The organism is Roseibium sp. Sym1, from assembly GCF_027359675.1.
GTDB lineage: Bacteria > Pseudomonadota > Alphaproteobacteria > Rhizobiales > Stappiaceae > Roseibium.
Map to the genome: position 1 here is coordinate 143,371 of NZ_CP114787.1, position 26,249 is coordinate 169,619.

Annotated in this window: 26 protein-coding genes and 3 pseudogenes; 23 read left to right on the forward strand and 6 right to left on the reverse strand. The window is 59.5% G+C overall.

The window, feature by feature from the left end:
- Positions 1-3: 3 nt before the first annotated feature.
- From O6760_RS31310 to O6760_RS31345, 8 genes are all read left to right on the forward strand, one after another.
- Complete coding sequence (locus O6760_RS31310) at positions 4-1,077, forward strand: branched-chain amino acid ABC transporter permease (RefSeq protein ID WP_209181223.1); 1,074 nt, start codon at positions 4-6, stop codon at positions 1,075-1,077.
- 10 nt (positions 1,078-1,087) lie between these two features.
- Positions 1,088-1,900, forward strand: a complete 813-nt coding sequence (locus O6760_RS31315; protein ID WP_269586396.1) for an ABC transporter ATP-binding protein — start codon at positions 1,088-1,090, stop codon at positions 1,898-1,900.
- Positions 1,901-1,933: 33 nt separating this feature from the next.
- On the forward strand, positions 1,934-3,172 hold the full coding sequence (locus tag O6760_RS31320) for an ABC transporter substrate-binding protein (RefSeq protein WP_209181221.1): 1,239 nt from the start codon (positions 1,934-1,936) through the stop codon (positions 3,170-3,172).
- Positions 3,173-3,269: 97 nt separating this feature from the next.
- Complete coding sequence (locus O6760_RS31325) at positions 3,270-4,520, forward strand: ABC transporter substrate-binding protein (protein WP_209181220.1); 1,251 nt, start codon at positions 3,270-3,272, stop codon at positions 4,518-4,520.
- A 79-nt stretch (positions 4,521-4,599) separates the two neighbouring features.
- Positions 4,600-5,376 carry an enoyl-CoA hydratase/isomerase family protein gene (locus tag O6760_RS31330; RefSeq protein ID WP_209181219.1) on the forward strand — a complete coding sequence of 259 codons (777 nt, stop codon included), beginning with the start codon at positions 4,600-4,602 and terminating at the stop codon, positions 5,374-5,376.
- An 11-nt stretch (positions 5,377-5,387) separates the two neighbouring features.
- Positions 5,388-6,170, forward strand: coding sequence for an enoyl-CoA hydratase/isomerase family protein (locus O6760_RS31335; protein ID WP_209181218.1), 783 nt, complete (start codon positions 5,388-5,390; stop codon positions 6,168-6,170).
- A gap of 42 nt (positions 6,171-6,212) precedes the next feature.
- Positions 6,213-6,971, forward strand: coding sequence for an electron transfer flavoprotein subunit beta/FixA family protein (locus tag O6760_RS31340; RefSeq protein WP_269586397.1), 759 nt, complete (start codon positions 6,213-6,215; stop codon positions 6,969-6,971).
- Positions 6,971-7,897, forward strand: coding sequence for an electron transfer flavoprotein subunit alpha/FixB family protein (locus O6760_RS31345; protein WP_209181216.1), 927 nt, complete (start codon positions 6,971-6,973; stop codon positions 7,895-7,897). The genes O6760_RS31340 and O6760_RS31345 overlap by 1 nt, the downstream gene beginning before the upstream one ends.
- A 237-nt stretch (positions 7,898-8,134) precedes the next feature.
- Here O6760_RS31345 and O6760_RS31350 read toward each other — a convergent pair whose 3' ends face one another.
- Positions 8,135-8,992, reverse strand: a complete 858-nt coding sequence (locus tag O6760_RS31350; RefSeq protein WP_209181215.1) for an SDR family oxidoreductase — start codon at positions 8,990-8,992, stop codon at positions 8,135-8,137.
- 103 nt (positions 8,993-9,095) lie between these two features.
- Here O6760_RS31350 and O6760_RS31355 point away from each other — a divergent pair, with 103 nt between their 5' ends.
- Together O6760_RS31355 and O6760_RS31360 are read left to right on the forward strand one after the other, a co-directional pair.
- Positions 9,096-9,473 (forward strand): winged helix-turn-helix transcriptional regulator, encoded by a 378-nt coding sequence (locus tag O6760_RS31355; protein WP_269586398.1) that lies wholly within the window; start codon positions 9,096-9,098, stop codon positions 9,471-9,473.
- A gap of 100 nt (positions 9,474-9,573) precedes the next feature.
- Entirely contained in the window at positions 9,574-10,731 is a 1,158-nt protein-coding gene (locus O6760_RS31360) for an acyl-CoA dehydrogenase family protein (protein ID WP_269586399.1), read from the forward strand.
- A 25-nt stretch (positions 10,732-10,756) separates the two neighbouring features.
- On the opposite strand, the gene O6760_RS31365 is transcribed toward O6760_RS31360, so the two are convergent.
- Positions 10,757-11,923 (reverse strand): CaiB/BaiF CoA transferase family protein, encoded by a 1,167-nt coding sequence (locus tag O6760_RS31365; RefSeq protein ID WP_269586400.1) that lies wholly within the window; start codon positions 11,921-11,923, stop codon positions 10,757-10,759.
- A gap of 4 nt (positions 11,924-11,927) precedes the next feature.
- On the reverse strand, positions 11,928-13,097 hold the full coding sequence (locus O6760_RS31370; RefSeq protein ID WP_209181213.1) for a CaiB/BaiF CoA transferase family protein: 1,170 nt from the start codon (positions 13,095-13,097) through the stop codon (positions 11,928-11,930).
- A gap of 96 nt (positions 13,098-13,193) precedes the next feature.
- Here O6760_RS31370 and O6760_RS31375 point away from each other — a divergent pair, with 96 nt between their 5' ends.
- The 12 genes from O6760_RS31375 (at position 13,194) to O6760_RS31430 (ending at position 24,198) form a co-directional block, all read left to right on the forward strand.
- Entirely contained in the window at positions 13,194-13,571 is a 378-nt protein-coding gene (locus O6760_RS31375; protein WP_209181212.1) for a Zn-ribbon domain-containing OB-fold protein, read from the forward strand.
- A 3-nt stretch (positions 13,572-13,574) separates the two neighbouring features.
- Positions 13,575-14,726 (forward strand): thiolase, encoded by a 1,152-nt coding sequence (locus O6760_RS31380; RefSeq protein ID WP_209181211.1) that lies wholly within the window; start codon positions 13,575-13,577, stop codon positions 14,724-14,726.
- Positions 14,727-14,747: 21 nt separating this feature from the next.
- Positions 14,748-15,605 carry a MaoC/PaaZ C-terminal domain-containing protein gene (locus tag O6760_RS31385; protein ID WP_209181210.1) on the forward strand — a complete coding sequence of 286 codons (858 nt, stop codon included), beginning with the start codon at positions 14,748-14,750 and terminating at the stop codon, positions 15,603-15,605.
- Between the two features lie 12 nt (positions 15,606-15,617).
- A complete protein-coding gene (locus tag O6760_RS31390; protein WP_209181209.1) occupies positions 15,618-16,754 on the forward strand; it encodes a CaiB/BaiF CoA transferase family protein in 1,137 nt (378 codons plus the stop codon).
- Positions 16,755-16,821: 67 nt separating this feature from the next.
- Positions 16,822-17,541, forward strand: coding sequence for a transglutaminase-like domain-containing protein (locus O6760_RS31395; RefSeq protein WP_209181208.1), 720 nt, complete (start codon positions 16,822-16,824; stop codon positions 17,539-17,541).
- Entirely contained in the window at positions 17,538-17,987 is a 450-nt protein-coding gene (locus tag O6760_RS31400) for a MaoC/PaaZ C-terminal domain-containing protein (RefSeq protein ID WP_209181207.1), read from the forward strand. Before O6760_RS31395 ends, O6760_RS31400 begins: the two co-directional genes overlap by 4 nt.
- The gene (locus O6760_RS31405; RefSeq protein ID WP_209181206.1) at positions 17,974-19,101 is read left to right on the forward strand and encodes an acyl-CoA dehydrogenase family protein; all 1,128 of its coding nucleotides are present in this window, start codon (positions 17,974-17,976) and stop codon (positions 19,099-19,101) included. Before O6760_RS31400 ends, O6760_RS31405 begins: the two co-directional genes overlap by 14 nt.
- Entirely contained in the window at positions 19,098-20,249 is a 1,152-nt protein-coding gene (locus O6760_RS31410; protein WP_209181205.1) for an acyl-CoA dehydrogenase family protein, read from the forward strand. The genes O6760_RS31405 and O6760_RS31410 overlap by 4 nt, the downstream gene beginning before the upstream one ends.
- Positions 20,250-20,277: 28 nt before the next feature.
- Positions 20,278-21,087: an enoyl-CoA hydratase/isomerase family protein gene (locus O6760_RS31415; RefSeq protein WP_209181204.1), complete on the forward strand. Its 810-nt coding sequence runs from the start codon at positions 20,278-20,280 to the stop codon at positions 21,085-21,087.
- 27 nt (positions 21,088-21,114) lie between these two features.
- A complete protein-coding gene (locus tag O6760_RS31420; RefSeq protein ID WP_209181203.1) occupies positions 21,115-22,311 on the forward strand; it encodes a phenylacetate--CoA ligase family protein in 1,197 nt (398 codons plus the stop codon).
- Positions 22,312-22,573: 262 nt separating this feature from the next.
- On the forward strand, positions 22,574-23,413 hold the full coding sequence (locus tag O6760_RS31425; RefSeq protein WP_209181243.1) for an FAS1-like dehydratase domain-containing protein: 840 nt from the start codon (positions 22,574-22,576) through the stop codon (positions 23,411-23,413).
- Complete coding sequence (locus tag O6760_RS31430; protein ID WP_209181202.1) at positions 23,407-24,198, forward strand: HpcH/HpaI aldolase/citrate lyase family protein; 792 nt, start codon at positions 23,407-23,409, stop codon at positions 24,196-24,198. The genes O6760_RS31425 and O6760_RS31430 overlap by 7 nt, the downstream gene beginning before the upstream one ends.
- Before the next feature lie 191 nt (positions 24,199-24,389).
- On the opposite strand, the pseudogene O6760_RS31435 reads toward O6760_RS31430, so the two are convergent.
- Positions 24,390-24,937 (reverse strand): annotated as a pseudogene (locus tag O6760_RS31435) (IS5 family transposase); the annotation flags it as partial.
- A gap of 26 nt (positions 24,938-24,963) precedes the next feature.
- Positions 24,964-25,571: pseudogene (locus O6760_RS31440) on the reverse strand (transposase); the annotation flags it as partial.
- A gap of 61 nt (positions 25,572-25,632) precedes the next feature.
- Here O6760_RS31440 and O6760_RS31445 point away from each other — a divergent pair.
- Entirely contained in the window at positions 25,633-26,061 is a 429-nt protein-coding gene (locus O6760_RS31445; RefSeq protein ID WP_269586463.1) for a helix-turn-helix domain-containing protein, read from the forward strand.
- Here the strand turns inward: O6760_RS31445 and O6760_RS31450 are convergent.
- Positions 26,016-26,245, reverse strand: a pseudogene (locus O6760_RS31450) (GMP synthase (glutamine-hydrolyzing)); the annotation flags it as partial. The gene O6760_RS31445 and the pseudogene O6760_RS31450 sit on opposite strands and share 46 nt — an antisense overlap.
- Positions 26,246-26,249: the final 4 nt, after the last annotated feature.

Below are 26,249 nucleotides of genomic sequence, written 5' to 3' on the forward strand. Positions count from 1 at the left end.
GGCATGTTTTACAAACTTTCTGGCGTCCATCACGCCAACTACGTTTCGGATAGCCGAATCTTCAAGGTACCTGCTGACCGGAATCTGACTGCATTCATCTTCCTGATCGCCATTGCCGCGCCATTCATCATACCGTCGCTCTATCTGAACAGTTACATGCTTCCGTGGCTGATCTGGACGGCCGCCGCTCTGGGCCTGAACCTGGTGACAGGGTGGGCCGGCCAACTGCACTTGGGTTATGCTGCGGTCATGGCCGTCGGAGCATATTCGTCGATCCACGCCGCGCGTTTCGGGGTGCCTTGGGAATTCGCCCTTATCATTGGCGGATTGACTTCATCTGTGATTGGTAGCCTGTTCGCTTTTGCCGCCTTGCGGGTCAAAGGGCTCTATCTCGCTCTCACTACTCTCGCGATGCAATTCGTGATGGACTGGGTTCTGACCCACTCTCCGGCGATCTCGGGGGGCTCACACGCGTCGCTCCAGTCACCGACATTGGCGCTGCTTGGACAAGAGATCACGTCTGACACCGGCTTTTACTATGTTGCCTTTGGTTGGTGCGTGTTGGTGACGATGTTCATGCTCAACCTCAAACGCACGGGGCTTGGTCGCGCCCTGGTCGCTGTACGGGAAAAAGACTTTGCAGCCGCGATCCTAGGTGTGAACAGTTTCTACTACAAAATTCTGGCATTTGCGACTTCGTCTTTCATCGCGGGCGTCAGCGGTGCATTGCTTGTTGCCACCTTTTTCTTTCTCGCAGCGCCCGAGCAATTCTCAGTTGCCGTTTCGATCCAGGTTCTTGCGATGGTGATCGTTGGCGGTCTTGGCAGCATCATCGGAACCTATTTTGGCGTTGCCCTTATCCTTCTTGTTCCCGGTCTGGTGAATGGTCTCGTCGTCACGCTGAGTGACTGGATTGGCGTACAGATCGATGTTGAAACACTCGCTCACATCCCGAACGCAGTCTATGGCGCACTGATCGTCATTATCCTTCTGATTGAACCACTCGGTTTGGGCAAACTCTACGGCAACATCAGAGACTATCTGATGGTCTGGCCCTTCGATCAGTTCAAGAAATAGGGAAATGTCGATGCAAGAAAAAGTTGAAGCCCAGAACATTCTATCCATGAACAGCGTCGAAGTTCTGTACGACAATGTGATGCTGGCGGTCAAAGGTGTTTCGGTCCAAGTCCCTATAGGCGAGATGATCGCACTATTGGGATCTAACGGAGCGGGGAAAAGCACCACGTTGAAAGCGATCAGCGGTCTTTTGAAGGCTGAGCGCGGACGCATCAGCCGAGGTGAGATAACGTTCCAAGGAACGGAAATTACCGAAGCGCTCGCGCAAAAACGTGTCGAGATGGGCATCTGTCATGTCATCGAAGGGCGACGGGTATTCGAACACCTGACCCCCGACGAGAACCTGACAGCCGCCGCGCCGCGCGGAATGTCCCGCTCAGCGCTGAATGCCGAAAAAGAAAAGATCTACGGATACTTTCCGCGGCTTGCCGAGCGCCGCAATTCGCAAGCAGGCTATTTGTCGGGTGGTGAGCAACAGATGCTTGCAATTGGGCGGGCCCTCGTGACCCAGCCGAAGCTGTTGATGCTTGATGAACCAAGTCTCGGGCTTGCTCCGTTCCTGGTCGAGGAAATCTTCGGCATCTTGCAAAAGATCAATAAGGATGAGGGCCTGTCCGTCCTGCTGGTGGAACAGAACGCCTTGGCGGCATTGGAGATCGTTTCTCAAGGGTATCTGATCGAGAACGGCCGCGTGGTTATGCACGGCACGGCCGAGGCGCTCAAGTCCAACTCCGACATTCAGGAGTTCTATCTGGGTGGTGGGGAAGGCACCGATTTTCACAACGTCAAGCACTACAGCCGACGCAAACGCTGGTTGAGTTGAGGTACTAATCAGAAATTGTTCAGGGAGGAACAAATGAAGAAATTTACCAAAGCGTTGGCTGTATTTTCAGTGGTTGGCGGGGCGCTGTTCGGCACCCAGGCGCTGGCTGAGCCATTCAAGATCGGCATCTGCTACGACCTCAGCAAAGCTTATACCTTTGCCACGCCACAGGTTGCCCAAGCGGCACAGGATCTCGCGAAACTGGTCAACATGAAGGGCGGCATCGGAGGAGAGCCGGTCGAGGTTATCGTGCGCGATCATGGGAACGAGCCACAGCGCGGGATCGAGTGCTACTCGAAGCTCAGCCGCGAGGGTGTATTCGTCTTCGATACACTGTCCACTCCCGTTTCTCTGGCCATCCTGCCGCGGGCCATGGAAGACGGGCGCATCCTGATGCAGTCACTTGTCGGCCGCGGCGATGCCGTTGACGGCACCGTTTTCGAATGGGTCTATCCGGTCGGACCGACCTATTGGGGACAGGCGGCCAATGATGTTGCCTACATAAAGCAATTGCATGACGGCGACTTGTCGGACGTGAAGGTGGGGTTTGTTTATTTCGACTATCCCTTCGGACAGGAGCCGATCGAGATTCTCGAAACCCTGTCCGAGAAAGAGGGTTTTGAGCTTGAGCTTTACCCTGTGCCTCTGCCTGGCAGCGACCAGGCCGGTGTGTGGTCCAAGGTGCGCCGAGACAAGCCCGACCATGTGATTGTCTGGATGCTGGGCGGTGCGCATGTGGTTGCGTCGAAGGAAATGCAGCGCAATCGCATCCCGATGGACAAATACATTTCCGTCAACTGGCTGAACGAAGTCGATATCGCCAACATCGGCAACGAGGCCGCCAAGGGTATTAAGCGCGGAACCAATGTTGTGGGCGGTCAGAATGTCGCTCTGTATCAAGAGATCATGACTGAGCTCTATGACAGGGGCGAGGGGTCCGGCCCGATTGAGAAGACCCAGGACGTTTTCTACAACACTGGTCTGGCCATGTATTCAATCATGTTCGAAGCCGCGCGCAAGGCAGCAGAACACGAAGGCCTTCCGATTACCGCAAAGTCCTACAAAGTGGGACTGGAGTCGCTTGAGGGATACGACGCTAACGGGCTGATGGCACCCATTACGGTGACGGCCGAAGATCATGGCGGCGGTGGTAAGACCCGGATCGAGATGTGGGACGGGGAGACTTGGGTGCCGCAAACCAACTGGATCTCTGAATACGCCGACGTCGTGTGGGACGTGGTTAAAGAAAGTTCCTCAAAATACGAGCAGTGAATGACTGATCGCAGGAAGCGTGACGCTACGCGGGGCGGCAGTGGCGGTTACGAAACGGTATCACCGCCCTAAACCAAACCAACGGGAGAGAGAAAACATGAAAGTCAAACAGCACATCAAGGCAGTGGCCCTTGCTACCGCTCTGGCGGCAAGCGCGACTGTGGCCTCAGCGCAGGACAAGGAGCCGATCCGCTTCGGACTCTGCTTCGACCTTAGTAAATCCTACACGTTCATTTCGCCGCAGGTGGCCCAGGCGGCGCAGGACCTGGCGATATACACCAACGAAAATGGCGGTATCGAAGGTCATCCGGTGGAAATTATCATTCGCGATCACGGCAACGAACCGCAGCGTGGTGTGGAATGCTATGAGCAGCTCAAGCGCGAAGGTGTGTTCCTATTCAATTTTCTGTCCACGCCGGTCACGAACGCGGTTCTGCCACGTGCCATGAAGGACGGCAACGTGTTGATGCAGTCCTTCGTTGGCCGCGGTGACGCCGTGGACGGCGATGTGTTCGAATGGGTTTTCCCGGTGGGTCCGACCTATTGGCAGCAGGCGGCAAATGACGTTGCCTTCATCAAGGGTCAGATGGGCGGTGATTTGAGCAAAGCGAAGATCGGGTTCATCTATCTGGATTATCCCTTTGGTCAGGAACCGATCGAGATCCTGAAAACGCTTTCCGAAAAGGAAGGGTTCGAACTGGAGCTTTACCCCGTGCCGCTTCCCGGGTCGGATCAAGCCGGCGCATGGAGCAAAATCCGCCGCGACAAGCCCGACTATGTGATCAGCTGGCTTCTGGCGGGCGGTCATGTCGTCGCCTCGAAAGAAATGCGTCGCAACCGTTTCCCGATCGACCGCTATCTGTCGGTGAACTGGCTGAACGAGGTCGATATCGCCAATATTGGCGCCGAAGAGGCAAAGGGGATTCTGCGTGGCACCAACGTGGCCGGTGGTCAGGAAGTCCCGATCGTGAAAACCATGCTCGAAACCTATTATGCCAAGGGTGAAGGCAGCGGCCCCGAAAACCTTGTTCGTGACGTGTATTACAACACCGGCATGGCAATCTATTCGGTTGGTTTCGAAGCCGCCCGTCTGGCGATCAAGCAGAGCGGTTGGCCTGTGACGCCGGAAAGCATGAAAGCAGCCTATGAATCGATCTCCGAGTTCGACGGCAACGGGGTTATGGCTCCGGTGACTGTGAGCGCATCCGACCACGGTGGCGGTGGCAAGACACGTGTCGAGCAGTGGAATGGCGAAACCTGGGTTCCGCTGACCGACTGGAGCGCCGACTATCTCGACGTTGTGTGGGATGTCATCAAGCACAGCTCCGCGACTTTCAAAGTCGAATAAGACTGGGCTTCCCCGCGGCAAACACGTCGCGGGGAACCTTTCCGCGGTTAGATTGTTCCGAGAAAGCGAAGCGAGTATCATGAGCCCCATTGACGTGACGATCGTAGACGGAATTGCGACCGTCTGTATTAACCGGCCCGAACGCAAAAACGCGCTTTCCGTGGCGGCTACGAACGGTCTGACTGACGCCTGGGAGAAGATCGAGGCGGATGACAGCGTTCGTGTGGCCATTCTGACTTCGGCCGATTGCGGCGTATTCAGCGCCGGACTGGATCTGAAGGAAGCTACACAAATCGCACGCGACGAGGGCGTGGATATCCTGACCAAAATGCGCGATCCCTTTCACGAGACCATGCGTGCCTGCAAGAAACCGATCATCGCAGCGATGACCGGATCGCTGATGGCGGGCGGAATGATGCTGACCTTGAATTGCGATCTGCGGGTCGGTCTCAAGGGGACCAAGGTCGGTATCACCGAAGTAAAGATTGGTCGTGGATCGCCCTGGGCATCGCCAGCACTGTCCATGCTGCCGCAGCCCATCCTTATGGAAATTGTTCTGACCGGGGACTTGATGCCGATCGAGCGTCTGCACGAATACGGGTTCACCAACTATATCGAAGACACCCCCGATGGCGTTCGCGCACGGGCCTTCGACCTTGCCAAACGTATTGCCAGCGCGGCGCCTCTTTCGGTGATTGCGGCCAAAGGCAGCGTTCGCGCAACCATGGACCTGGGCTGTGCGGGTGGCCTGAAAGAGGGTAAGCGCCTGCACGAGGCGGTTTACGCCAGCAACGACGCGATTGAAGGCCCCAAGGCCTTCGCTGAAAAACGAGTACCCGTCTGGACCGGGACCTGATGGAGGCTTGAATGACTGAACTTATTCGCCTGGACAGGGAAGGCCCTGTCGCAATCCTGCGTTTTCTTCAGCCGACAAAGCGCAACCCTTACAGCATCGGGTTCGTCGAAGAACTGGTGGTGCTCCTAAGCGAAGCCGAACGGGACGATACGATCCGTGTCGTTGTCATGACCGGTGGCGATCATTTCAGCAGCGGCGGCGATCTTGTCGGGTTTCAGTCCGAGATCGCCAAAGGCGCAAGGGCGACATTGGAAATGGTGGAGCTGGTTCACGATGGCGGACGCGCGGCCTATCTGTTTCGCAAACCTCTTATTTCCGCGGTATGCGGCGTGGCTTTTGGCGCGGGTCTAAGCCTGGCCTTGTCGGCGGATATTGTCGTTGCCGCCGAAGATGCCCGGCTGTGCGAAGTTTTTGCGCGCGTCGGCGGCTGTCCAGACACGGGATCGAGCTGGCTGCTTCAGCAGCGTGCCGGTGTAGGGGTGGCGCGGATGCTGGTGCTCACGGGCCGTGAAATCGACGGGCGCACCGCCAGGGACCTGCGCGTTGTCGAAGAATGCGTGCAGGCCAACCAGGTCGAGGTACGGGCGCTGGAAATTGCCCGCGAGATTGCAACGCACCCGATGTTTGGCGTTCAGACCGCCAAGCGTGTGATGCGCGCCGCAGCCGAGTGCAGCTATCTCGAGGCGCTGGATATCGAGCGCGATGCCCAAAGCGTTTTGCTGTGCGCGCATGACTTTCCCGAGGCCATGAAAGCGTTTTCGGAAAAAAGAACTCCAGAATTCAAAGACCGTTAGCTCGGTTGAAACCTTATCGCAAAACTCAAGGAGACCACGCCAATGAAGGTACTCGTGCCTGTGAAACGCGTGATCGACTACAACGTGAAGGTCCGCGTAAAGGCGGACGGATCGGATGTCGATCTTGCCAACGTGAAGATGTCGATGAACCCCTTTGACGAGATCGCCGTTGAAGAGGCCATTCGCCTGAAAGAGGCCGGCAAGGCCGAGGAGATCGTCGTGGTTTCCATCGGTGTGAAGCAGTCTCAGGAAACGTTGCGCACGGCGCTGGCGATGGGGGCCGACCGTGCCATTCTGGTCGAGGCGGCCGATGACGTGCACACCGATATCGAGCCCCTTGCGGTCGCCAAGATCCTGGCCAAGGTGGTCGAAGAAGAACAACCCGGCCTGGTGCTGGCCGGCAAGCAGGCGATCGACAATGACATGAACGCCACCGGTCAGATGCTGTCTGCTCTGCTCGGCTGGTCGCAGGGCACCTTTGCCTCTGAGATCGACATCGAGGGCGACACCGCCAAGGTCACCCGCGAAGTGGACGGCGGCCTGCAGACCATTTCCGTGAAAATGCCCGCCATTGTCACCGTGGACCTTCGCCTGAACGAGCCGCGTTATGCTTCGCTGCCGAACATCATGAAGGCCAAGAAAAAGCCGCTGAACGAGAAAACCGCTGCCGATTACGGCGTCGATGTCTCTCCGCGCCTGGAAATCGTCAAGACCGAGGAACCCGCCGAACGGTCCGCGGGGATCATCGTTGGTTCGGTGGACGAACTGGTTGCGAAACTCAAAGAAGCGGGGGCTGTCTAATGACTGTTCTTCTCCTTGCCGAAGTGACCAATGGCGAATTGGCGATGGACGCCACCGCCAAGGCCGTGACCGCAGCCAGGGCGATCGGCGATGTGACCGTTCTGTGTGTGGGCGCTTCCGCCGCGGCAGCCGGTGACGCCGCCGCCACAATTGACGGTGTGGCCAAGGTGCTGGTCGCCGAAGATGCCAGCCTCGGCCATCGGCTGGCGGAACCGACCGCGGCTCTGATCGTTAGTTTGGCAGACGGGTTTGAACATATCGTTGCACCCGCCACCACCGACGCCAAAAATGTCATGCCGCGTGTTGCCGCGCTGCTGGACGTGATGGTCTTGTCGGATGTCTCTGGAGTTGTGGACGGGTCGACCTTTGAACGCCCGATCTATGCCGGCAACGCCATGCAGACGGTCAAATCCAAAGACGCCAAGAAGGTGATCACCTTCCGGACTTCGACCTTTGGCGCGGCCGGCGCGGGCGGTTCCGCGCCCGTCGAAACCGTGGGCGCGACGGACGATCCGGGCCTGTCCGAATGGGTCGAAGACAAGGTCGCCGCAAGCGACCGCCCCGAGTTGACCTCGGCCGGTGTTGTCGTCTCGGGTGGCCGTGGCGTTGGTTCGGAAGACGACTTCGCACTGATCGAGAAACTGGCTGACAAGCTGGGCGCCGCGGTTGGCGCCTCGCGTGCCGCCGTCGACAGCGGCTATGCCCCGAATGACTGGCAGGTCGGTCAGACCGGCAAGGTCGTCGCGCCCGAGCTCTACGTGGCCGTTGGCATCTCGGGGGCGATCCAGCATCTCGCCGGCATGAAGGACTCCAAGGTCATCGTCGCCATCAACAAGGACGAAGAGGCGCCGATCTTTCAAGTCGCCGATTACGGACTGGTCGCCGACCTCTTCACCGCCGTGCCCGAGCTGCTCGAGAAACTCTGATCAACCGCGGATGACGCTGGACAGACAATCGAAAGGCCCGCCAAAACCGGCGGGCCTTATTTTTTGGTCTCGCAAGCCGCTTATGCGGGGCAGGAAAAGAGCAGGTAATCTTGTCACCTGAAAGCGTTTCCACTTAACCTTGAGAAAGGTTTGAGCGGAAACGCCGCGACATGTTTCAGTGTTGTGGGCGTTTCGAGCAAAACCAGTGACTCAGGTTTTTTCGAAACGCTTCAATTCTCAGTTTGTCCGGAACGCATCAGCGTGGTCTTCGAAGAACTGTCGGAAATCGCGCGGCTTGTGGCCCGTGGCCTCATCGACGGTGGGCGCGACATAGGAGAGGTGTCCCGCCGGTCCAAGAGCATAAAGTTCGTTCATTATGTCAGCCAGTTTTTCAGGCAGTCCGGCTCCGACCATCGCCTCTTTTGCCTGATCGAGTGTGACATCGACAAAGCGAACCTCTTTCCCGAGAACGTCGCTCATTATTGCGGCCGCATTCTCACAGGTGATCGCCTGGCCGCCGGTGATCGGCAGTTCCGAATTTTCATAGCCCGGCGAGGTCAGGGCGGTGACAGCGACGTCTGCAATGTCACGCGCATCGACAAAGGACACTTCGCCGTTCCCGAGCGGCAGATAGAAAGCACCGTGGTCGATTATCGTCGGAGCCGACATTATGAAGTTCTGCATGAAGAATCCGGGTTGCAGAAACGTATAGGGAATGCCGGTGGCCTTGACCTCTTCTTGGCTTTCACCATGCCAGCGCCCGATTTCAACCCCCGCGTCCGGACCCGCGCCAATCCCGGTGGACATCACGATATGCTTGATACCCGCCGCTTTGGCAGCCTGGATGGCATTTGATTTCATCTTGATCTGATCCAGATGCAGCGGGGTTACGAGAAACAGTTTCTCGGCACCTTCCATTGCCCGCGCAAGGGAGGCAGCATCGTCCAGGTCGCCCTGCACAACCTCGGCCTGTTGAAAAGCCTGGCCCGCCGTTTTTGCGTCGCGGGCCAGAACCCGCACTTTCTGTCCTTTGCCAAGCAGTCCCTCGACCACGGATTTGCCGATGTTGCCGGTACCACCGATCACCAAAATCATGTGTATTCTCCTGTTCGATTTTTTCGGTTCGTATTTCAGTAGCGAAAGTACGAATCACCCGGTAACATGAAGACAGATGAGGAGAAAAAGAAAGTAGGTTCCTTTGGGTAACTACTATGTTCAACGCGGCACCACGATGCAGGAAGCCGGGCCCGTTTGTCCGGTTGAAACTCTTTTTCGCCAGTTGAGCGGCTCGTGGACAATGTCTATTTTGTGGCATCTGAACCAGGAAGGGCCATTGCGATTTGGCATGCTTCGCCGGTTGCTTGCCGGTATTTCAACCAAGGTTCTGACCCAAAGGTTGCGTATGCTTGAGGCCGAGAGCCTGATCTACCGAGATCACAACCCGACGATCCCGCCTCAGGTGACATATAGCCTGACGCCAAAGGGCGGGGAACTGGCCTGCGCCTTTGGGGCTTTGGCGGAGCTTGCCCAGAAGTGGGAAGGTGCAACTGCCCCTGATCAGGAAAGGCGTTCGTAGAAAGATAACGTTGCGTTTGCTTTGGGGCAGAGCAGTTGTCGAAAAATAAAACAATTGTTAGAATTTCGAAAATGCTAACCGATGATAATCGGATGTCAACATGTCTCTGATCTCGAATAGTTCGACCTGGGCCGCAGATGAACACAAGATGTTCGCGGACACCACCCGCAAGCTTTTCGATGCTGAAATGGCACCGAATGTCGAAAAATGGGCGGATCAGGGGATCGTTGATCGCGAATTCTGGCGTACGGTCGGTGAACAGGGCGTCATGGGTGGCTCGATTGCCGAAGAATATGGCGGGTTCGGTGGCGGCATCGGGTTCGACGCGATTACCGTTTACGAGCAGGGCCGCACCGGTGATACGGGTTGGGGCTATGGCATCCAGTCCATCGTAATCCATTACCTCAACGCATATGGCAGCGAAGAACAAAAGAAAAAGTGGTTGCCGAAATTGGTCAGCGGCGACCATGTCGCGGCCATCGCGATGACCGAGCCGGGAACGGGTTCTGACCTCCAGAATGTCCAGACCTATGCGGAAAAGGATGGCAACCACTATAAGATCAACGGATCGAAGATCTTCATCACCAACGGGCACACGGCGGAGCTGGTTGTGATCGTGGCAAAGACCGACCGCAACGCCGGCGCCAAGGGCGTTTCGTTGATCGTTCTGGAAACCGAGGGCGCCGAGGGCTTTCGCCGGGGACGGAACCTGAAGAAACTGGGTATGAAAGGTTCGGATACGGCCGAGCTGTTCTTCGAGGATGTCCGCGTGCCTACGCCGAACCTGCTGGGCCAGGAGGAGGGGCAGGGGTTCTATCAACTGATGAAGCAACTACCCTGGGAACGGCTGATGATCGGCATCACCGCGCTTGGCTTCATCGACTTCGCCATCGCCGAGACGGTGAAATACGTCCAGGACCGCAAGGCGTTCGGCAGCCGGATCATGGATTTTCAGAACACCCGGTTCAAGCTGGCGGAATGCAAGACGAAGGCCGAATTGCTGCGCAGCTTCGTCAATGACGGGATCGCCCGCCTGGAAACCGGCAGGCTGGATGCGGCTACCGCGTCGATGGCGAAATGGTGGGGCAGCCAAACCCAGAACGAGGTCATGCATGAATGCCTGCAACTGCATGGCGGCTATGGCTTCATGATGGAGTTCCCGATCGCACGGCTCTACGCCGACAGCCGGGTGCAGATGATCTATGGCGGCACCAACGAAATCATGAAGGAACTGATTGCGCGGTCGATGGATATCTGACCCACGCCGGTGGGCCGACGCGACGTCAGTCTTCGTCGGCCCCTAGGATTTCTTCGGTATGCTCGCCCAGCCGCGGAGCTGGAAGGTGGTCGGACCGCGCCGGCGTGGCCGAGAACTGCACCGGCGGGCGTGTCGCCCAGATCGTGCCTTCGCTGGGGTGGTCCAGCCGCTGAAAGAAGCCTGTCGCGGCAAGATGCGGATCGGCTGGAAGATCGGCGAGGTTGCGCACCGGCATCGCCGGGATGTCGGCCTGTTGCATCAGCTCCATCCATTCATCGGTGGTCCGGGTCGGTGCCAGTTCGGCCACCATGTCGTAGACCGCGCCGATATTGCGGCTGCGCGCATCCATGTCCGTCACCCAAGGATGATCGGCCATGTCGGTGCGGCCGACCGCCTGGAAAAAGCGTGCCCATTGGACATTGGTATAGGGCAGGATGGTGATGTAGCCGTCCCGTGTCTGCACTGGTCGGCGGTGCGGCACCAGCATACGAGCATAGCCGAAATCCTGCGGAGTTTCCTCGAACGTGGCACCGTCGAGATGCTCGACCAGAAGGAAGGAAGAAAGCGTTTCGAACATCGGCACTTCGACATGCTGTGCCTCGCCGGTGCGTTCGCGGTGAAACAGCGCCGCCATCACCGCATAGGCCGCAGTCACGCCGCCCAGCTTGTCGGCCAGGATTGTCGGCGCATAGGCAGGCGGCGCGTCGGGGTCGCGCAGGGCGGCAAGGCTGGCCAGCCCCGAAACCGACTGCACGATGTCGTCGAAGGCGGGCCGATCGGCATAGGGCCCGTCCTGGCCGTAGCCTGTGGCCGAAACGGTGATAAGGTTCGGGTTCTCGCGCCGCAGCGTCTCGGGGTCGAGAGACAGGCGCGCGAGCGCGGCGGGCCGGATGCTGGAAATCATAACATCCGCATCGGCAAGCAACCTGCGCAAGCGTCCCTGGTCGTTAGCGGTCTTTAGATCGAGAACGACGCTGCGCTTGTTGCGGTTGGTGCCGAGAAAGGCCGCGCCCATCTTCTTGTTCCGCGACGGCTGGACCTGCCGCAAAAGGTCGCCCTCCGGACTTTCGACCTTGATCACATCGGCACCCAGCTCGCCCAGCATCTGGGTCGCCAGCGGGCCGAACACCACCGAGGTCAGGTCGACGATCGTCACGCCATCGAGAATCGATGCCTTGGGTTCCGTTTTCATGGTCTCAGCGGTCCTTTCTGGACATTGTGCCGAATTCCGTCCGGATCGCCGCGCCATCCGCGTCGAAGCCGGGCGAGGGGCCGAGCGCCGGGTTCCCCCTGCTTCGCCTGATCGGCGGCGCGGGCATGCGAAACGCGCCCGCGGGCGACGCGATGGTCGTGCGGTCGAGCTGGGGGTGTTGGGACAGGGCGGCAATGTCGTTCACCGCGCCATAGGCGATCATCGATCGCGCCAGCAGATCGAGCATGTCGGGCCGGTCCCGCGCCGCAAAGGCGGCCTCGATCATCGGCTGCAGCACGCCCCGGTTGCTGTTGCGGCTGTCATTGCTGTCAAAACGCGGATCCGTGGCCAGGTCCGGCTGTGACAGCACCGTGTCGCAGAACCGCGCCCATTCCCTTTCGTTCTGGATCGAGATCACGATCTGTTCACCATCGCGGCAGGTATACGCGCCATAGGGGCAGATGTTGGGGTGGCTCAGACCGACCCGCGGCGTGTGCCGGTTCGCGTATTCGTGAAAAACCAGCGGCACCGCCATCCAGTCCGCGAGCGTGTCGAACATCGCCACCGAAACGCCGGTTCCCCGGCCGGTGCGGCCGCGCTCCACGAGCGCCTCGCAGATCGCGGCATGGGCGGTCATGCCGGTCGAGATGTCGCACACCGACACCCCTACCCGGCCAGGGCCGTCCGGCGTTCCGGTGACCGATGCCAGGCCGCTTTCGCATTGGATCAGAAGGTCGTAGGCCTTGGCATCCCGCATCGGCCCGTCGGCGCCATATCCGGTAATGTCGCAGGTGATCAGCTGCGGGAATCGTTCGCGAAGCGTCACCGAATCGAGCCCGAGCTTTTCCAGCGCGCCGGGCAGAAGGTTCTGGATGAACACATCGGCGCGTTCCAGCATCGCAATCAGCAGCGCGCGGTCCTCGCCGGACTTGATGTCCAGCGCGACCGATTCCTTGCCGCGGTTCAACCAGATGAAATAGGCGCTTTCCCCATGTGCCGCAGTGTCGTAGCCGCGGGCAAAATCGCCGGCTCCCTTGCGTTCGATCTTGATCACCCGTGCGCCGGCATCGGCCAGCCGCGACGTGCAGAACGGCGCCGCGACGGCCTGTTCCAGCGCGATGATCAGGGTGCCGGCCAAAGGTCTGGCCTGCGGCCCGCAATTCGGATTGCTCATGATCGTCTCGCTTTCGACTTACCAGCTTGAATAAAAACTAACATCTGTTAGAAATGATATCAACACACTCGGAAAGCAATTAAAAGCAGGGCTACAATGCAAGACAAGACCGGATCGAATCAGACATTCCGGCGCGCGCTGGCGGATGGCGAGATCGCGCTCCCAAAATGCGACAGTTGCGGAAAATTTCATTTCTTCCCGCGCGTCGTCTGTCCGCATTGCCATGAAACGGCGTTGTCCTGGCACAAGGCCAGCGGTTGTGGAGAGGTGCATACGACGACCGTAGTCCGCCGCAGGTCCGAGCAGGGCGGGGATTACAACATTTGCATGGTCGAGCTGGAGGAAGGAGTGCGGATGATGAGCCGGGTCGAGGGGGTCGCGCCCGCGGATGTGGCGATCGGTATGGCGATCACCGTCTATGTCGGCGAGATCGACGGAAAGCCTGCGGTGCTGTGCAAGCCGGTGGAGGGCTGAGCGATGACGGGAGGTTTGCGGGGAAAGACTGCCATCGTGGGCACCGGCCATGCCGGATTCGGCGAGGCGCATGGCCTGACCGCCTATGACATCATGGCCCAGGCGGGGCTGGCGGCGGTGGCCGACGCGGGACTGTCGCTGGCCGATGTCGACGGGCTGTTCTGCACCATGATGGAAGACAGCATGCCGGTGCTGATGGCGGCCGAGTATCTTGGTATCCAGCCGCGATTCGTCGATGGTACGATGACCGGCGGGTCGTCCTTCGTGAACTACTTGACCTCGGCGGCGATGGCGCTCGATGCGGGACTGTGCGATGTCGCGCTGATCGTCTATGGCTCGAATCAGAGAACCGCGTCGGGACGGCTGGTGACGGCCTCGCGCCCACCCGAATACGAGGCCCCGTACAAGCCGCGCTATCCGATCTCTGCCTATGCGATGGCCGCGGCCCGGCATATGTACGAATACGGCACCACCCGCGAACAACTGGCCGAAGTGGCGGTGGCCGCGCGCGCCTGGGCGCGGCTCAATCCCGAGGCGTTCGATCGCGGCCCGCTGAGCCGCGAGGACGTGCTGGCCGCGCGCATGGTGGGCGACCCGCTGACTGTGCGCGACTGTTGCCTGGTGACCGACGGTGGCGGCGCGATGGTGATGGTGCGCGCCGACCGTGCCAGGGATTGCCCGAAGCCGCCAGTCTATCTGCTTGGCAGTGCCGCGGCCAGTTCGCACCGGCAGATATCACAGATGCGGGATTTCACCACCACGGCGGCCCGCGAATCCGGCGCGCGCGCCTTCGCGGTGGCCGGAGTGGCGCCGGGCGATATAGACCTGGTCGAGCTCTATGACGCGTTCACGATCAATACGATCCTGTTCCTGGAGGATCTCGGGTTCTGCGCCAAGGGCGAAGGGGGCGCCTTTGTCGAGGGTGGACGCATCGCCCCGGGCGGGGTGCTACCGGTGAACACCAATGGTGGCGGGCTGTCCTGTGTGCATCCGGGGATGTACGGCATCTTTACCGTGATCGAAGCCGCGCGGCAGATCCGTGGCGACGCGCCCGGACAGCAGCTAGAGAATATCGACCTGGCGCTTGCCCACGGCAATGGCGGCGTTCTGTCCAGCCAGGTCACGGCGATCTTGGGATCGGGAAACACGCAGTAGGCGTTCCAGGGAGGAAGAAACATGCCACTGGATTTCGAGGCGCTTTCGAATTGGGATTTCGAGGAAATCGAGCAGACGCTAAGCGAAAGAGACACGATTCTCTATGCGCTAGGGCTGGGTTTCGGTGAAGATCCGACCGACAAGAAGGAACTGGCCTATGTCTACGAGGACGGGCTGAAGGCGGTGCCGTCTATGGCGGTCACGATGGGCTATCCGGGGTTCTGGCTGCGCGACCCGAGAACCGGCGTGAACTGGCAGAAGGTTCTGCATGGCGAGCAGTGGCTGGACATCTACAAGCCTCTGCCGGTGAAGGGCAATATCGTCGGCCGCAGCAAGATCGACTTCATCTCCGACAAGGGCGAGGGCAAAGGCGCCGTCATCTATCAAAGCCGCGAAATCATCGACGCCGATACCGGCGAAAAGCTGGCTCGCGTAGCGATGTCGGCCTTTTGCCGTGGTGACGGCGGTTTCGGCGGGGAAAACCGCCCCGGACCGACGCCTGCCGAGCTGCCCGACCGCGCCCCCGATCATGTCTGCGACATCGAAACGCTGCCGCGGCAGGCGCTGATCTATCGGCTCAGCGGCGATTACAACCCCCTGCACGCCGACCCCGACGTGGCGCGCTCGGTCGGGTTCGACCGGCCGATCCTGCATGGGCTGGCCACCTATGGCTTGGCGGCGCGCGCGATCCTCAAATCGCTGCTGGACTACGACGCCAGCCGTCTCGTCGGGCTGGATGTGCGATTCTCGGCGCCGGTCTATCCGGGTGAAACCGTGCGGTTCGAGATCTGGGAAGGCGGGGGCGAGGCCCGGTTCCGTGCCTCGGTCCCTGTACGCGAGGTGGTGGTCCTGAACAATGGGGCCGCCAGGTTCGCGTGAGGGGGGGGAAAGATGCAGCCGCTCGACGATATTCTGGTGCTCGATTTCAGCACCCTTCTTCCGGGTCCGATGGCGACGCTAATGTTGGCCGAGGCCGGCGCTGAGGTAATCAAGTTCGAGCGCCCCGGTACAGGCGAGGACGCGCGCCATACGAATCCCAAATTAAATGGTGAAAGCATCGGCTTTGCCGTGCTGAACCATGGGAAGCGGTCGGTAGCAATTGATCTGAAGGCAGAGGGCACGGTGGAATCGCTGCGCCCCCTGATCGAGAAGGCCGATGTGCTGGTCGAACAGTTCCGCCCGGGCGTCATGGATCGGCTGGGGCTGGGGTATGACACCCTTCGCCGGATCAATCCGGGGCTCATCTATTGCTCGATCACCGGCTATGGCCAGACCGGGCCAAAGGCGGCGTCCGCCGGGCACGATCTGAACTATGCAGGCGATTCGGGCGTACTGTCGCTCAGCCGGGGTCCCGACGATCATCCGACGATGCCATCTGGTCTGATCGCCGATGTTGGCGGCGGCACCTATCCTGCCGTGATGAACATCCTGCTCGCCCTTCGGGCTCGCGACCGGAACGGGCAGGGGATCCATCTGGATATCGCGATGGCCGAGGGCGCCTTTGCCTTTGCCTATTGGGCCCATGCCGAAGGCGTGATCGCTGGCCAGGACATCGACAGCGGCGGCAGTCGGCTGACGGGCGGGCTTGCGCGCTACCGGCTCTATACTGCAGGCGACGGACGGCAGGTCGCGGTTGGCGCGCTGGAAGAGAAATTCTGGCAGGCCTTCTGCGACGTGATCGGCCAGCCGGCCGATCTGCGCGACGATTGGGCCGATCCGGAAACCTGCGCCGCAGAAGTGGCGCGGCGTCTGGCAGAGAGGCCTTCGTCCGATTGGGCACCGCTTCTGGAGGAGGCGGATTGTTGCTGCACGGTCGTGAAAATCCCCGCCGAGGCTGCCGCAGACCCGCATTTCGCGGCGCGCGGCGTGTTCGGCCGGATGCTGGCGATTGCCGGCACCAAGGTATCGGCCCTGCCATTGCCGATTGCGCCCGGATTTCGTGGTCCGGCGGACCAAATCGGCCGCGCGCCATCTTTGGGAGAAGACAATGCGCGCCATAGCGTGGTGGTGGATCGTGAGCCGGAATGAATCCCGTTGACGGGTGGGCTATCGGACATTATTCTAACATTTGTTAGAAATGTAAGGGAGAGCTGCGATGGCGCAGTCCAAGGAGGGCTTGTCTGCTGAGGCCGGTCAGTATGTGATGCCATCGCGCTTTGTTGAGAGCGACAGCGTGGAAGTGCAGGATTTCGTTTCCTCAGCATTGCGTGATCTGCCTGCGGATGCAACCGATCGGGACAAGACGATCCGCCTTTTCGAGGTGGTACGCGATGGCATCCGTTACGACCCATATTGTTTTGCATTGGACGAGGATTCTTATCGAGCCAGTCGGATCGCGGGCGCCGAGGCGGCGTTCTGCGTCCCCAAGGCCATTCTCCTAGCGGCTTGCCTGCGGGCGGCGGGTATACCGGCGGCGCTAGGTTTTGCCGATGTCCGCAACCACCTGAATACTCCCAAGTTGCAAGAGCTGATGGGTACGGATCTTTTCGTTTACCACGGATATGTGCAGCTCTGGCTGGAAGGAAAGCCCTACAAGGTAACGCCGGCTTTCAACATCGAGCTGTGCGAACGGTTCGGTGTCAAGCCGCTGGTCTTCGACGGCTATCACGATGCGCTGTTCCACGAATTTGACGAAAAGAACAACCGGCATATGGAATACGTGAACGACCGTGGTCTCTTTTTTGATGCGCCGATAACGGAGTTCCTGCGCGTTTTCCGGGAAACCTATCCCCAGTTGGAGGAGTTCAACCGCGTTCGCATTGCCAACGGGTCCAAGGGGTATGATGCCGGATTCTCGGTAGAAGGCGAGTCATGAAATACTTGGAGGATTTCCATCCAGGCCAGGTGTTTCGCTTTCGGAGTGCACCGATGAGCGCGGAGTCGATGAAGGCCTTTGCCCTGGAATGGGACCCGCAGCGGCTGCATGCCGACGAGGATTATGCCACCGCCATGCACGGAAGCCTGATTGCCTCCGGTTTTCAGACTATGCTGGAGGCGTTCAAGCCCATCATGGTCGAATTGATGTCAGACGTCGCCAATATCGGCGGCATCGGATTTGACAAACTGCGCTGGTCGCGCCCCGTTCGCCCCGATGAACCGCTCGATATCGAGATGCGGGTCAACTCGGTCACGCCGTCGCGCCGCAAGCCCGACCAGGGTGTTCTCCACTATACGCTGCGCGCCATGAACCCCGAGGGCGAAATTGTTTTTACAACCGATACGCCCGTTATGATCAAACGAAGAGACGATGACACAAACTGAAACGAACACCCAGGATCAGGAGGAACTCCGCCTCCTTCGCGACAGCGTCCAGACCCTGTTCGACCGGGCGGGGGGCAGCGGGCGTACCAGGAAACTGCGCGATGCCGACACCGGCTTCAGCAAGGAAATGATAGGTGAACTGGCCGAAGCAGGCGTCTTCGGCGTTGCGGTGCCCGAGGAAAACGGTGGCCTGGGGATGGGTCTGGCTGCGGCCGGGGTGATTGCCGAAGAAGCCGGTCGCGTACTCGCCCCCGAGCCGGTCGTGGCGACAATCGGGCTGGTAACAGGGCTGTTGCGTCGCTTGTGCCCGGACCACCGGTTGTTGGAGATGGTCATCGCCGGTGAAACCGTGCTGGCAACGGCGTGGCAGGAGCGAGGCCCGACCGGTGTGGCGGCAAGCAGAAGCTGTCGATACGCGGATGGCAAGCTGACCGGCGCGAAGGCTTGGGTTGGCGGGGCGGTCGAGGCCGATGGTTTTCTGGTGGTGGCCGAAGGGGGCGACGGAACGGTTCTTGCCTACGTAGAAGCGGGCGCCGCCGGCTTGAGCGTGGATGGTCGCCAGCAGGCTGATGGCAGCGCGCTTGGTGAACTTTCTTTCTCGGGCGCGGCGGCGGGATGTCTGGCCGAGGGTCCGGACGTCGAGGCGGCGCTGGCCGGCGCGGTAAACGACGCAACCGCGCTGGCCGCGGCCGAGCTTGTCGGGCTCAGCGGGCGGGCCTTTGAGATCGTGCTCGATTATGTCAAGACCCGCGAACAGTTCGACAAGCCGATCGGCGCGTTCCAGGTCATTCAGCACCGTGCGGTCGATTTGCATGTGATGCAGGAAGTCGCAGAGGCAGGAGTGCGCGAAGCGCTCTCAGTGATGGACGACACAGCTGTCGATCCGCAGATGCACGCGCGCCAAGCCAGCCGCGCCAAGGCACGCGCCGGGGCGGCGGCAAAGAAGATCACCCGCGAAGCGATCCAGTTGCACGGGGCCGTCGGATATACTGACGAGTTCGATATCGGGCTTTATCTGAATAGGGCGCTGGTGCTTTCTGCATGGCTGGGTGACGACGCCTATCACCGACGGCTCTGGCTTGACGCCCGTGAAGCAGAGGAGGCCGCAGGATGACCGACTGGAACGCGATGAGCGACGAGGATTTCCGCCGGGAGGTCCGGCAATTCTTCGAAACCGACTACCCCGAGGAGCTGCGCCACCTGCCGCACCGCCCGACGTTTGCCGAGATTGAGCATTGGCACCGGAAACTGCACGCCAAAGGCTGGGTTGCACCGGCCTGGCCCGCCGAATTCGGCGGGATGGGGCTGAATGCCGGTAAGCTTCTGATCTTCTACGAGGAACAACAGCACTGGGGCGTTGTCCGAGGCCGTGACATGGGCGTGCAGATGGTCGGCCCACTGATCATCAAGTTCGGCACGCAGGATCAGAAGGATTACTGGCTGCCCCGGATTCTGAGCTGCGAAGACATCTGGTGCCAGGGCTATTCCGAGCCCGGTGCGGGGTCGGATCTGGCCAACCTGCGCACGCGCGCGGAAATCGACGGGGACGATTTCGTCATCAATGGCCAGAAGATCTGGACGACGATGGCACATGACGCCACGCATATTTTCATGCTGGTACGCACCGATCCTGACACGCCCAGGAAACAGCAGGGGATCAGCTTTGTTCTGGCGCCGATGGACCAGCCCGGTGTTGAGGTGCGCACAATCCGGACGCTGGCCGGCGAAACAGAGTTTTGCGAGGTCTTCTTCGACGATGCACGCACGCCGCGCGCAAACCTCGTGGGTGAGTTGAACAAGGGCTGGACGATGGCCAAGGCGCTCTTGAGCTTCGAGCGCATCTTCATCGGTGCGCCTAACCTTGCGCAGAATGCACTGGGTCAACTGGAAAGTTTTGCCCGCGGACGCGGTGCCTTTGACGATCCGGTGTTCCGTGACCGCTTCGCTCAGGCGGCACTGGATGTGGAAGATCATGCCGCGCTTTATGCCCGTTTTGCAGATCAGCTCAAACGCGGCGAGACGCTGGGCGCGGATGTGTCCATGCTGAAGATTTGGGTGACCGAGTGCTTTCAGCGTATCACCGAGCTGATGATCGAGGCGGCCGGCCCCGATGGGGGCACGATCGGCCCGCTTCAGGTTGGCAATGTCAGCGTGGACGTTCTGTCGAGCTTTTATAAGGCGAGACCGACGACGATCTACGGTGGCTCGAACGAAATCCAGAGAAACATCCTGTCCAAGGCCGTCCTCGGGCTGCCTGGTTGACTCAATACCCTACGGAGGAAATAGAACTATGTCGGATCGTTATGCAAAGTACGACAAACTGAAATTTGACTACCCGGCGGATCGCGTACTGCGCATCACCTTCGACCGGCCCGAGTCCTTCAATTCCGTGGATGCGGAAACCCACACCCAGATGACGGACATGTGGATCGACATCGACCGCGACCCCGACATCAACGCGGTCATCGTGACCGGCGCGGGCAAGGCGTTTTCCGCCGGCGGCGATTTCAGCCTGATCGAAAACATGATTGGCAATTCGCATGAGATCATGAAGACGTGGAAAGAAGCCAAGGATCTCGTCTACAACATCATCAACTGCAACAAGCCGATCATTTCCGCGATCAATGGCCCTGCGGCCGGTGCCGGCCTAGTGGTTGCCATCCTGGCGGATATCTCGATCGCCGGAAAACGGGCCAGGATCGTTGATGGTCACCCGCGTCTGGGTGTTGCCGCCGGTGACGTCGCGGCGATCATCTGGCCGCTGCTGACGTCGATGGCCAAGGCGAAATACTATCTGATGACCTGCAAGCAGGTGTCGGGCGAAGAGGCCGAGCGCATCGGTCTGGTGTCAATGTGCGTCGAAGATGACGAGCTGCAGCAGATCGCTTTGGACACGGCCATCGAACTGGCCAACGGCTCTCAAAGCGCGATCCGCTGGACCAAGTATTCGCTGAACAACTGGCTGCGCCAGGCCGGCCCCATCTTTGATGCGTCGACCGCGCTGGAGATGCTTGGCTTCATGAGCGAGGACGTCAAGGAAGGTGTGCTGTCACACCGCGAGAAGCGCGCGCCAAACTTCCGCAAGGACTGCCCGCTCTAACGCCCGATTGGACGAGGAGGCATGGAAATGTCTGAAGATATCTACCAAGATATAGCTCAAGCCTATGCCGCTGCGGCCGAAAAAGCTCCTGGCCTGAAATCGCGATTCACGGCTGCCAGATTCGATCCGGCAGCCGTCACATCGGTGGCGGACCTCTCGCGTCTTCCAGTGATGAAAAAGGAAGAACTTCTGAAGATCCAGCGCGAGAACCCGCCCTTTGGCGGGTTCCTGGCGTCTGATCTGAAGGATATCGGGCGGATCTACGTGTCCCCCGGCCCGATTTTCGAACCGGCCCTTTCGGGCGGGGGCGGTCACGGTCTGGACCTGCTGTTCAAGGCGGCAGGCGTGGGGTCGGGGGATATCATCCTGAACACCTGGATGTATCATCTGGTGCCCGCGGGACTTTTGTTCGACGAAGCCGCACAGGCTGCGGGCGCCACGGTGATCCCCGGCGGCGTCGGCAATACCGAGCTTCAGGCACAGATCATCGTCGAAACCGGCGTGACTTCGATCTGCGCCTCGACCGCGTTTTTCCTAACGCTGGCGGAAAAGGTGATAGAAACCTATGGCCGGGACGCATGGAAGGTGAAATCCGCGTTCCTCGGCGGTGAGATGGGCGACTGGATGGCCAAGCGCCGCCGGATCGCGGAAGACTATGGCGTGTCGACTTGGGCTGCCTATGCCACTGCGGATTCGGGCCTTGTCGCATATGAGGATGGCGGCGAAGGCTATCTGGTTCATCCCGACCGCGTGGTGCAGATCTGCGACCCGGTCAGTGGTGAACAGGTCGGTCACGGGGAACCGGGTGAGGTTGTTGTGACCGCGCGCGATGCCACCTGGCCGATGATCCGGTTTGGCACCGGCGACAGTGCCTTCGCGCTGGAGAGCAACGCGGATGGCAGCGTCAGCCGCCTGTCGGCGTTGCAGGGCCGGGTCGGCGCGGCGGTGAAGGTGCGCGAGATCTTCGTCTATCCGCGCGTGGTCGAGGAGGTTGTCATCGCCACGCCGGGTGCCAAGGCGGCTCAAGCCATCGTGACCCGCGAGAACGACCGCGACACGATCCGCCTGTCCCTAGTGCTGGAAGAGGGCGCGGACGAGCAAGCCGGCCGTGAGGCCGCCAACGAAGCGTTTAAGTTGCATGCCCGCATTCGCGCCGACGACGTCGCTATTGTTCAGTCGCTGCCGGAAAACGCTCCACTAATCGTCAACCAGAAGGATGGTTGATGGCGCAGGCTTCGCCATACAGGACTGTATTGTTAAAGCTCAAGGCTGGCTCAGCACCAAGACCTGATCAGGGCTTAAACGTGACGCAGGTTTCCATATGCGGAGAACCACCCGATGTCGGGGACAGTAGTCGTGACAGGTGACGCGGTGCGAGTTGTAACATCAGAAGAAACATGTCGCGTCCGATGTCCTGCCCTTATTTATCCTGCGAAGCGCGAGAACTTCATCTGATATGCGCGGATTCAATGTTGTAGCGATGATCATTCCTGTCGAAATTGAACAATTGCGAAAATGGATTGGCCGGAAACAAACCGATACAGAAGTGTTGACTCCAGCATTTGTAAGGCGATTCAACGCCACGTTCGATCGGGATGCGCCTACCGAGATCGGCGATCTTGCGCCGATGCTTATACACTATCGTCTGACCCAGCCAAGTGCACCGTGTGCGAGTCTCGGTCCTGACGGTCATCCCGAACGCGGCGACTTTCTGCCCCCGGTGCCACTCCCGCGAAGGATGTGGGCTGGCAGTACGTTGACGTTCCATGAGGAGATCAATGTCGGTGATCTCTTGCATCGTCGGTCGACTGTCAAGGACCTGGAGTTAAAGCAGGGCCGGAGCGGACGGTTGTGTTTTGTCACCGTTGAGCACGAAATATCCTGTAGAAGACATTTGGTTGTGAGTGAGTGCCTGGACATTGTTTATCGCGATGGCGACACAGCTGCAGGTGTGACGGCCTGTGCGTCCCAAATAGCGCCTGCTGGTTCGTATAGTCGGCGAGTCGTCCCTTCGGCACCAATGTTGTTCCGATATTCGGCGATTACATTCAATAGTCATCGTATTCACTATGACAAGCCATATGCCATTGAGACGGAGGGTTATCCAGGTCTCGTCATTCACGGTCCATTGCGGGCCACCCTGCTTTGCCAAATGGCGGCGGATCTCAAAGGAAGAACGCCCCGGATGTTCCGTTTCCGTAGTCAGTCTCCGATTTTCGATGACACGGATTTCGCGATCAATGCACAGGAGGATATCAAAGGACTACGATTGTGGACTTCACGTCGCGATGGTCCAATAGCAATGGAGGCGTTCGCTGAATGGTAGGCTTTATACAAGCGCCGCTGTTTGTCCCTGCGTCACGGCCCACGCTATTTCCCAAAGCAGTGCTTTCGCGTCCAGACGCGGTAATACTTGATCTTGAGGACGCCGTGGCGGAACATCACAAGGAGGTCGCACGGGCGAATATTGGCTGCGATTTCACCAGTCTTCCGGTCATCGTCCGGATAAACGGCAGAGGCACGAAATGGCACGAGGCCGATATCGCCGCAGTGAGCAACTTGCGTGGAGTGGCAGTCATGCTGCCCAAATCGGAGTATCCCGAGGAAGTGGCAGGCGTTGTTTCCAAATTGAACGGCAGTCCACTAATAGCACTAATCGAGACGGCGCGGGGTGTGGCGCAGGCTCGCGCCATTGCGGCGCAGAAAGGGGTGGTTCGTCTCGCATTCGGGTCTATCGATTTCTGCGCTGATATGGGGTGCGGACACCTGCGCGAAGTCCTCTTGCCGGCAAGGTCCGAGTTGGTTCTGGCATCGCGTCTTGCCGGAATCATGGCGCCAATCGATGGAGTAACGATGCAGTTGAACGATAGAGCACTTGCCTATGACGACGCAGCGCACGCGCGCAATCTTGGTATGACCGGAAAGCTCTGTATTCATCCGAGCCAAATAGCGGAAGTAAAACGCGCATTCGCGCCAACAGAGTCAGAAATTGACTGGGCGCATCGGGTAATAGCTACTGGCGATGGTGCTGTCTCTATTGACGGTATCATGGTGGACGAACCTGCGCGCGCCCGGGCCCGAACCGTTCTTGCGACCGTGGAGCGGAGATAATGTTATCGTCGAAGCTTACAAAAAGGATATGGCTAGAATAAATACGCCATGTCGTAAGCAGCCAACAATGATAAAAATTAGTTACGGCATATATCTCAAGCCAATATATAGTATTCGTAGTTGTGCATTCTCAACACTGTATAAATGGGTAGACTAAACATTTTTAAGATTGCATTAGGGTTCAGACTCAATCATAGCCAGAATGCGACGAGTGTTGCCAGGGCGACGGCGGAGAGGAAGTTTCTGGCGAGTTTATCATAGCGGGTTGCCACCCGGCGGAAGTCCTTCAACCGGCAGAAGGCGTTTTCGATGAGGTGGCGGTTTTTGTAGCGGCGCTTGTCATATCGGATGACACGCTTTCGGTTCGAGCGCCCGGGAATGACCGGGACGATTTGAGATTGGCGCAGATGCCTTCGCAAGCTGTTGGCATCGTATCCCTTGTCTGCGAGCAGGTATTTTGCACCCTGTAAGCCAGCCAGTAGATGCGGTGCGACCGGACTGTCTGCGGCATTGCCGCCAGTCAACATGAAAGCGAAGGGTCGCCCGATTACGTCGGTAAGGGCATGGATTTTAGTGGTTTGGCCGCCACGCGACGGCCCGATCGCCTGATTTTTCGCCCCCCTTTACCGCCATGGGCCGAGCGGTGTGCCTTGACATAGGTGCTGTCGATGGAAGTGCTCCTTGTCACCGCACCGGAGGTTGCCAGCGCTTCTACAAGGTCGATCCAGAAGCGCAACCTGATGCCTGCAGCGCCATGGTCAGCGTATCGGTGAACGTCACCGCCAGCTCTCGCGGTGACAGCTCCGGCTCATCGAGGGCAAGGTCGATGACCTTCTCTCGGACCTCGTCGGGAATGCGGTTCCAGACCCGCCTGGGCTGAGGCTTGCGGTCTTCCAGCGCATCGACGCCGCCGGTGAGGAAGCGGTCATACCAGCGATTGAAGGTCGCGCGGGGAATGCCGAGCTTGTCCAGCGTTCGCTTGGCCGGCAGATGCGACTGCCCGACGAGCCGGATGATCTCCAGCTTCTCGGAGGCGAGGTATCTCATTCGTCGTCTCCCCCATCCGCGATCATGCTTTTTTTGAGCAGCCGCAGTTCCAGCGCCTGTTCGGCGACGACCTCTTTCAGATCGCGGGCCTCACGACGCAGATACTTGACCTCGTCGCTGGTGGCAGCACGTGCAGTGTCGCCGGCCAACCGCTTCTTGCCGGCTTCGAGGAACTCTTCCGACCAATTGTAGTAGAGGCTCTCGGCGATGCCTTCACGCCGGCGCAGCGCGGCAATGCTCTCCTCACCGCGCAAGCCTTCCAGCACGATGCGGATCTTCTCTTCCGCCGAATAATGCTTGCGGGTGGCGCGGCGGATGTCCTTGATGACCTTCTCCGCCGGCTCCTTCTGTGTCCCGGATTTCCGCTAAGCCAAAATTGTCTCATTGGTGCTGACCGGCGGACAGTTCCAGCAGCAGTACCTCAGACTCATCGCGCCGAACGACGCCTCCGTGGCCCGGATCAACCAGGAATGCCGGCTGTTCAACGTGATGGCGCGGGCCGGCGAAACAGCCAATCCCCGCAATGACCTGCTCGAAGCGCTCGGATATCCGAAAACGGACGTCGGCCACCGCAGCCTCAACGCCGCCCTTTTGCGCCTGCGGGCCAAGGTGACGGAAGCGACCGGCCTCGCCCTGCCGATACAAACGGTAAGAGGGCTGGGCTATGTCGCCCGCAACCTGCTCCGCGAGCGACGGGAGACCTTGCTCTGGAGTTTAGGAGCACGTCGATACACCGCTGATGGGGTATCACTGCGGTTGGTCTCCACCCCTCACTCCCACTCGATGATGCCGGGTGGCTTCGAGGTTACGTCGTAGACGACGCGGTTGATGCCGCGGGCTTCGTCGATAATAGGGGCCGCGGTGTTGCCGAGGAAACCCATGCCGGGGTGGTAGAAATCCGCCGGCATGTAACAGTGGAAGTTACTGCGCGTTACGGACAGGCATATTCGTAGATGCCGTCAACACCAATCACGCCGACGCCATGCACCCGCCGCAGGACGTTC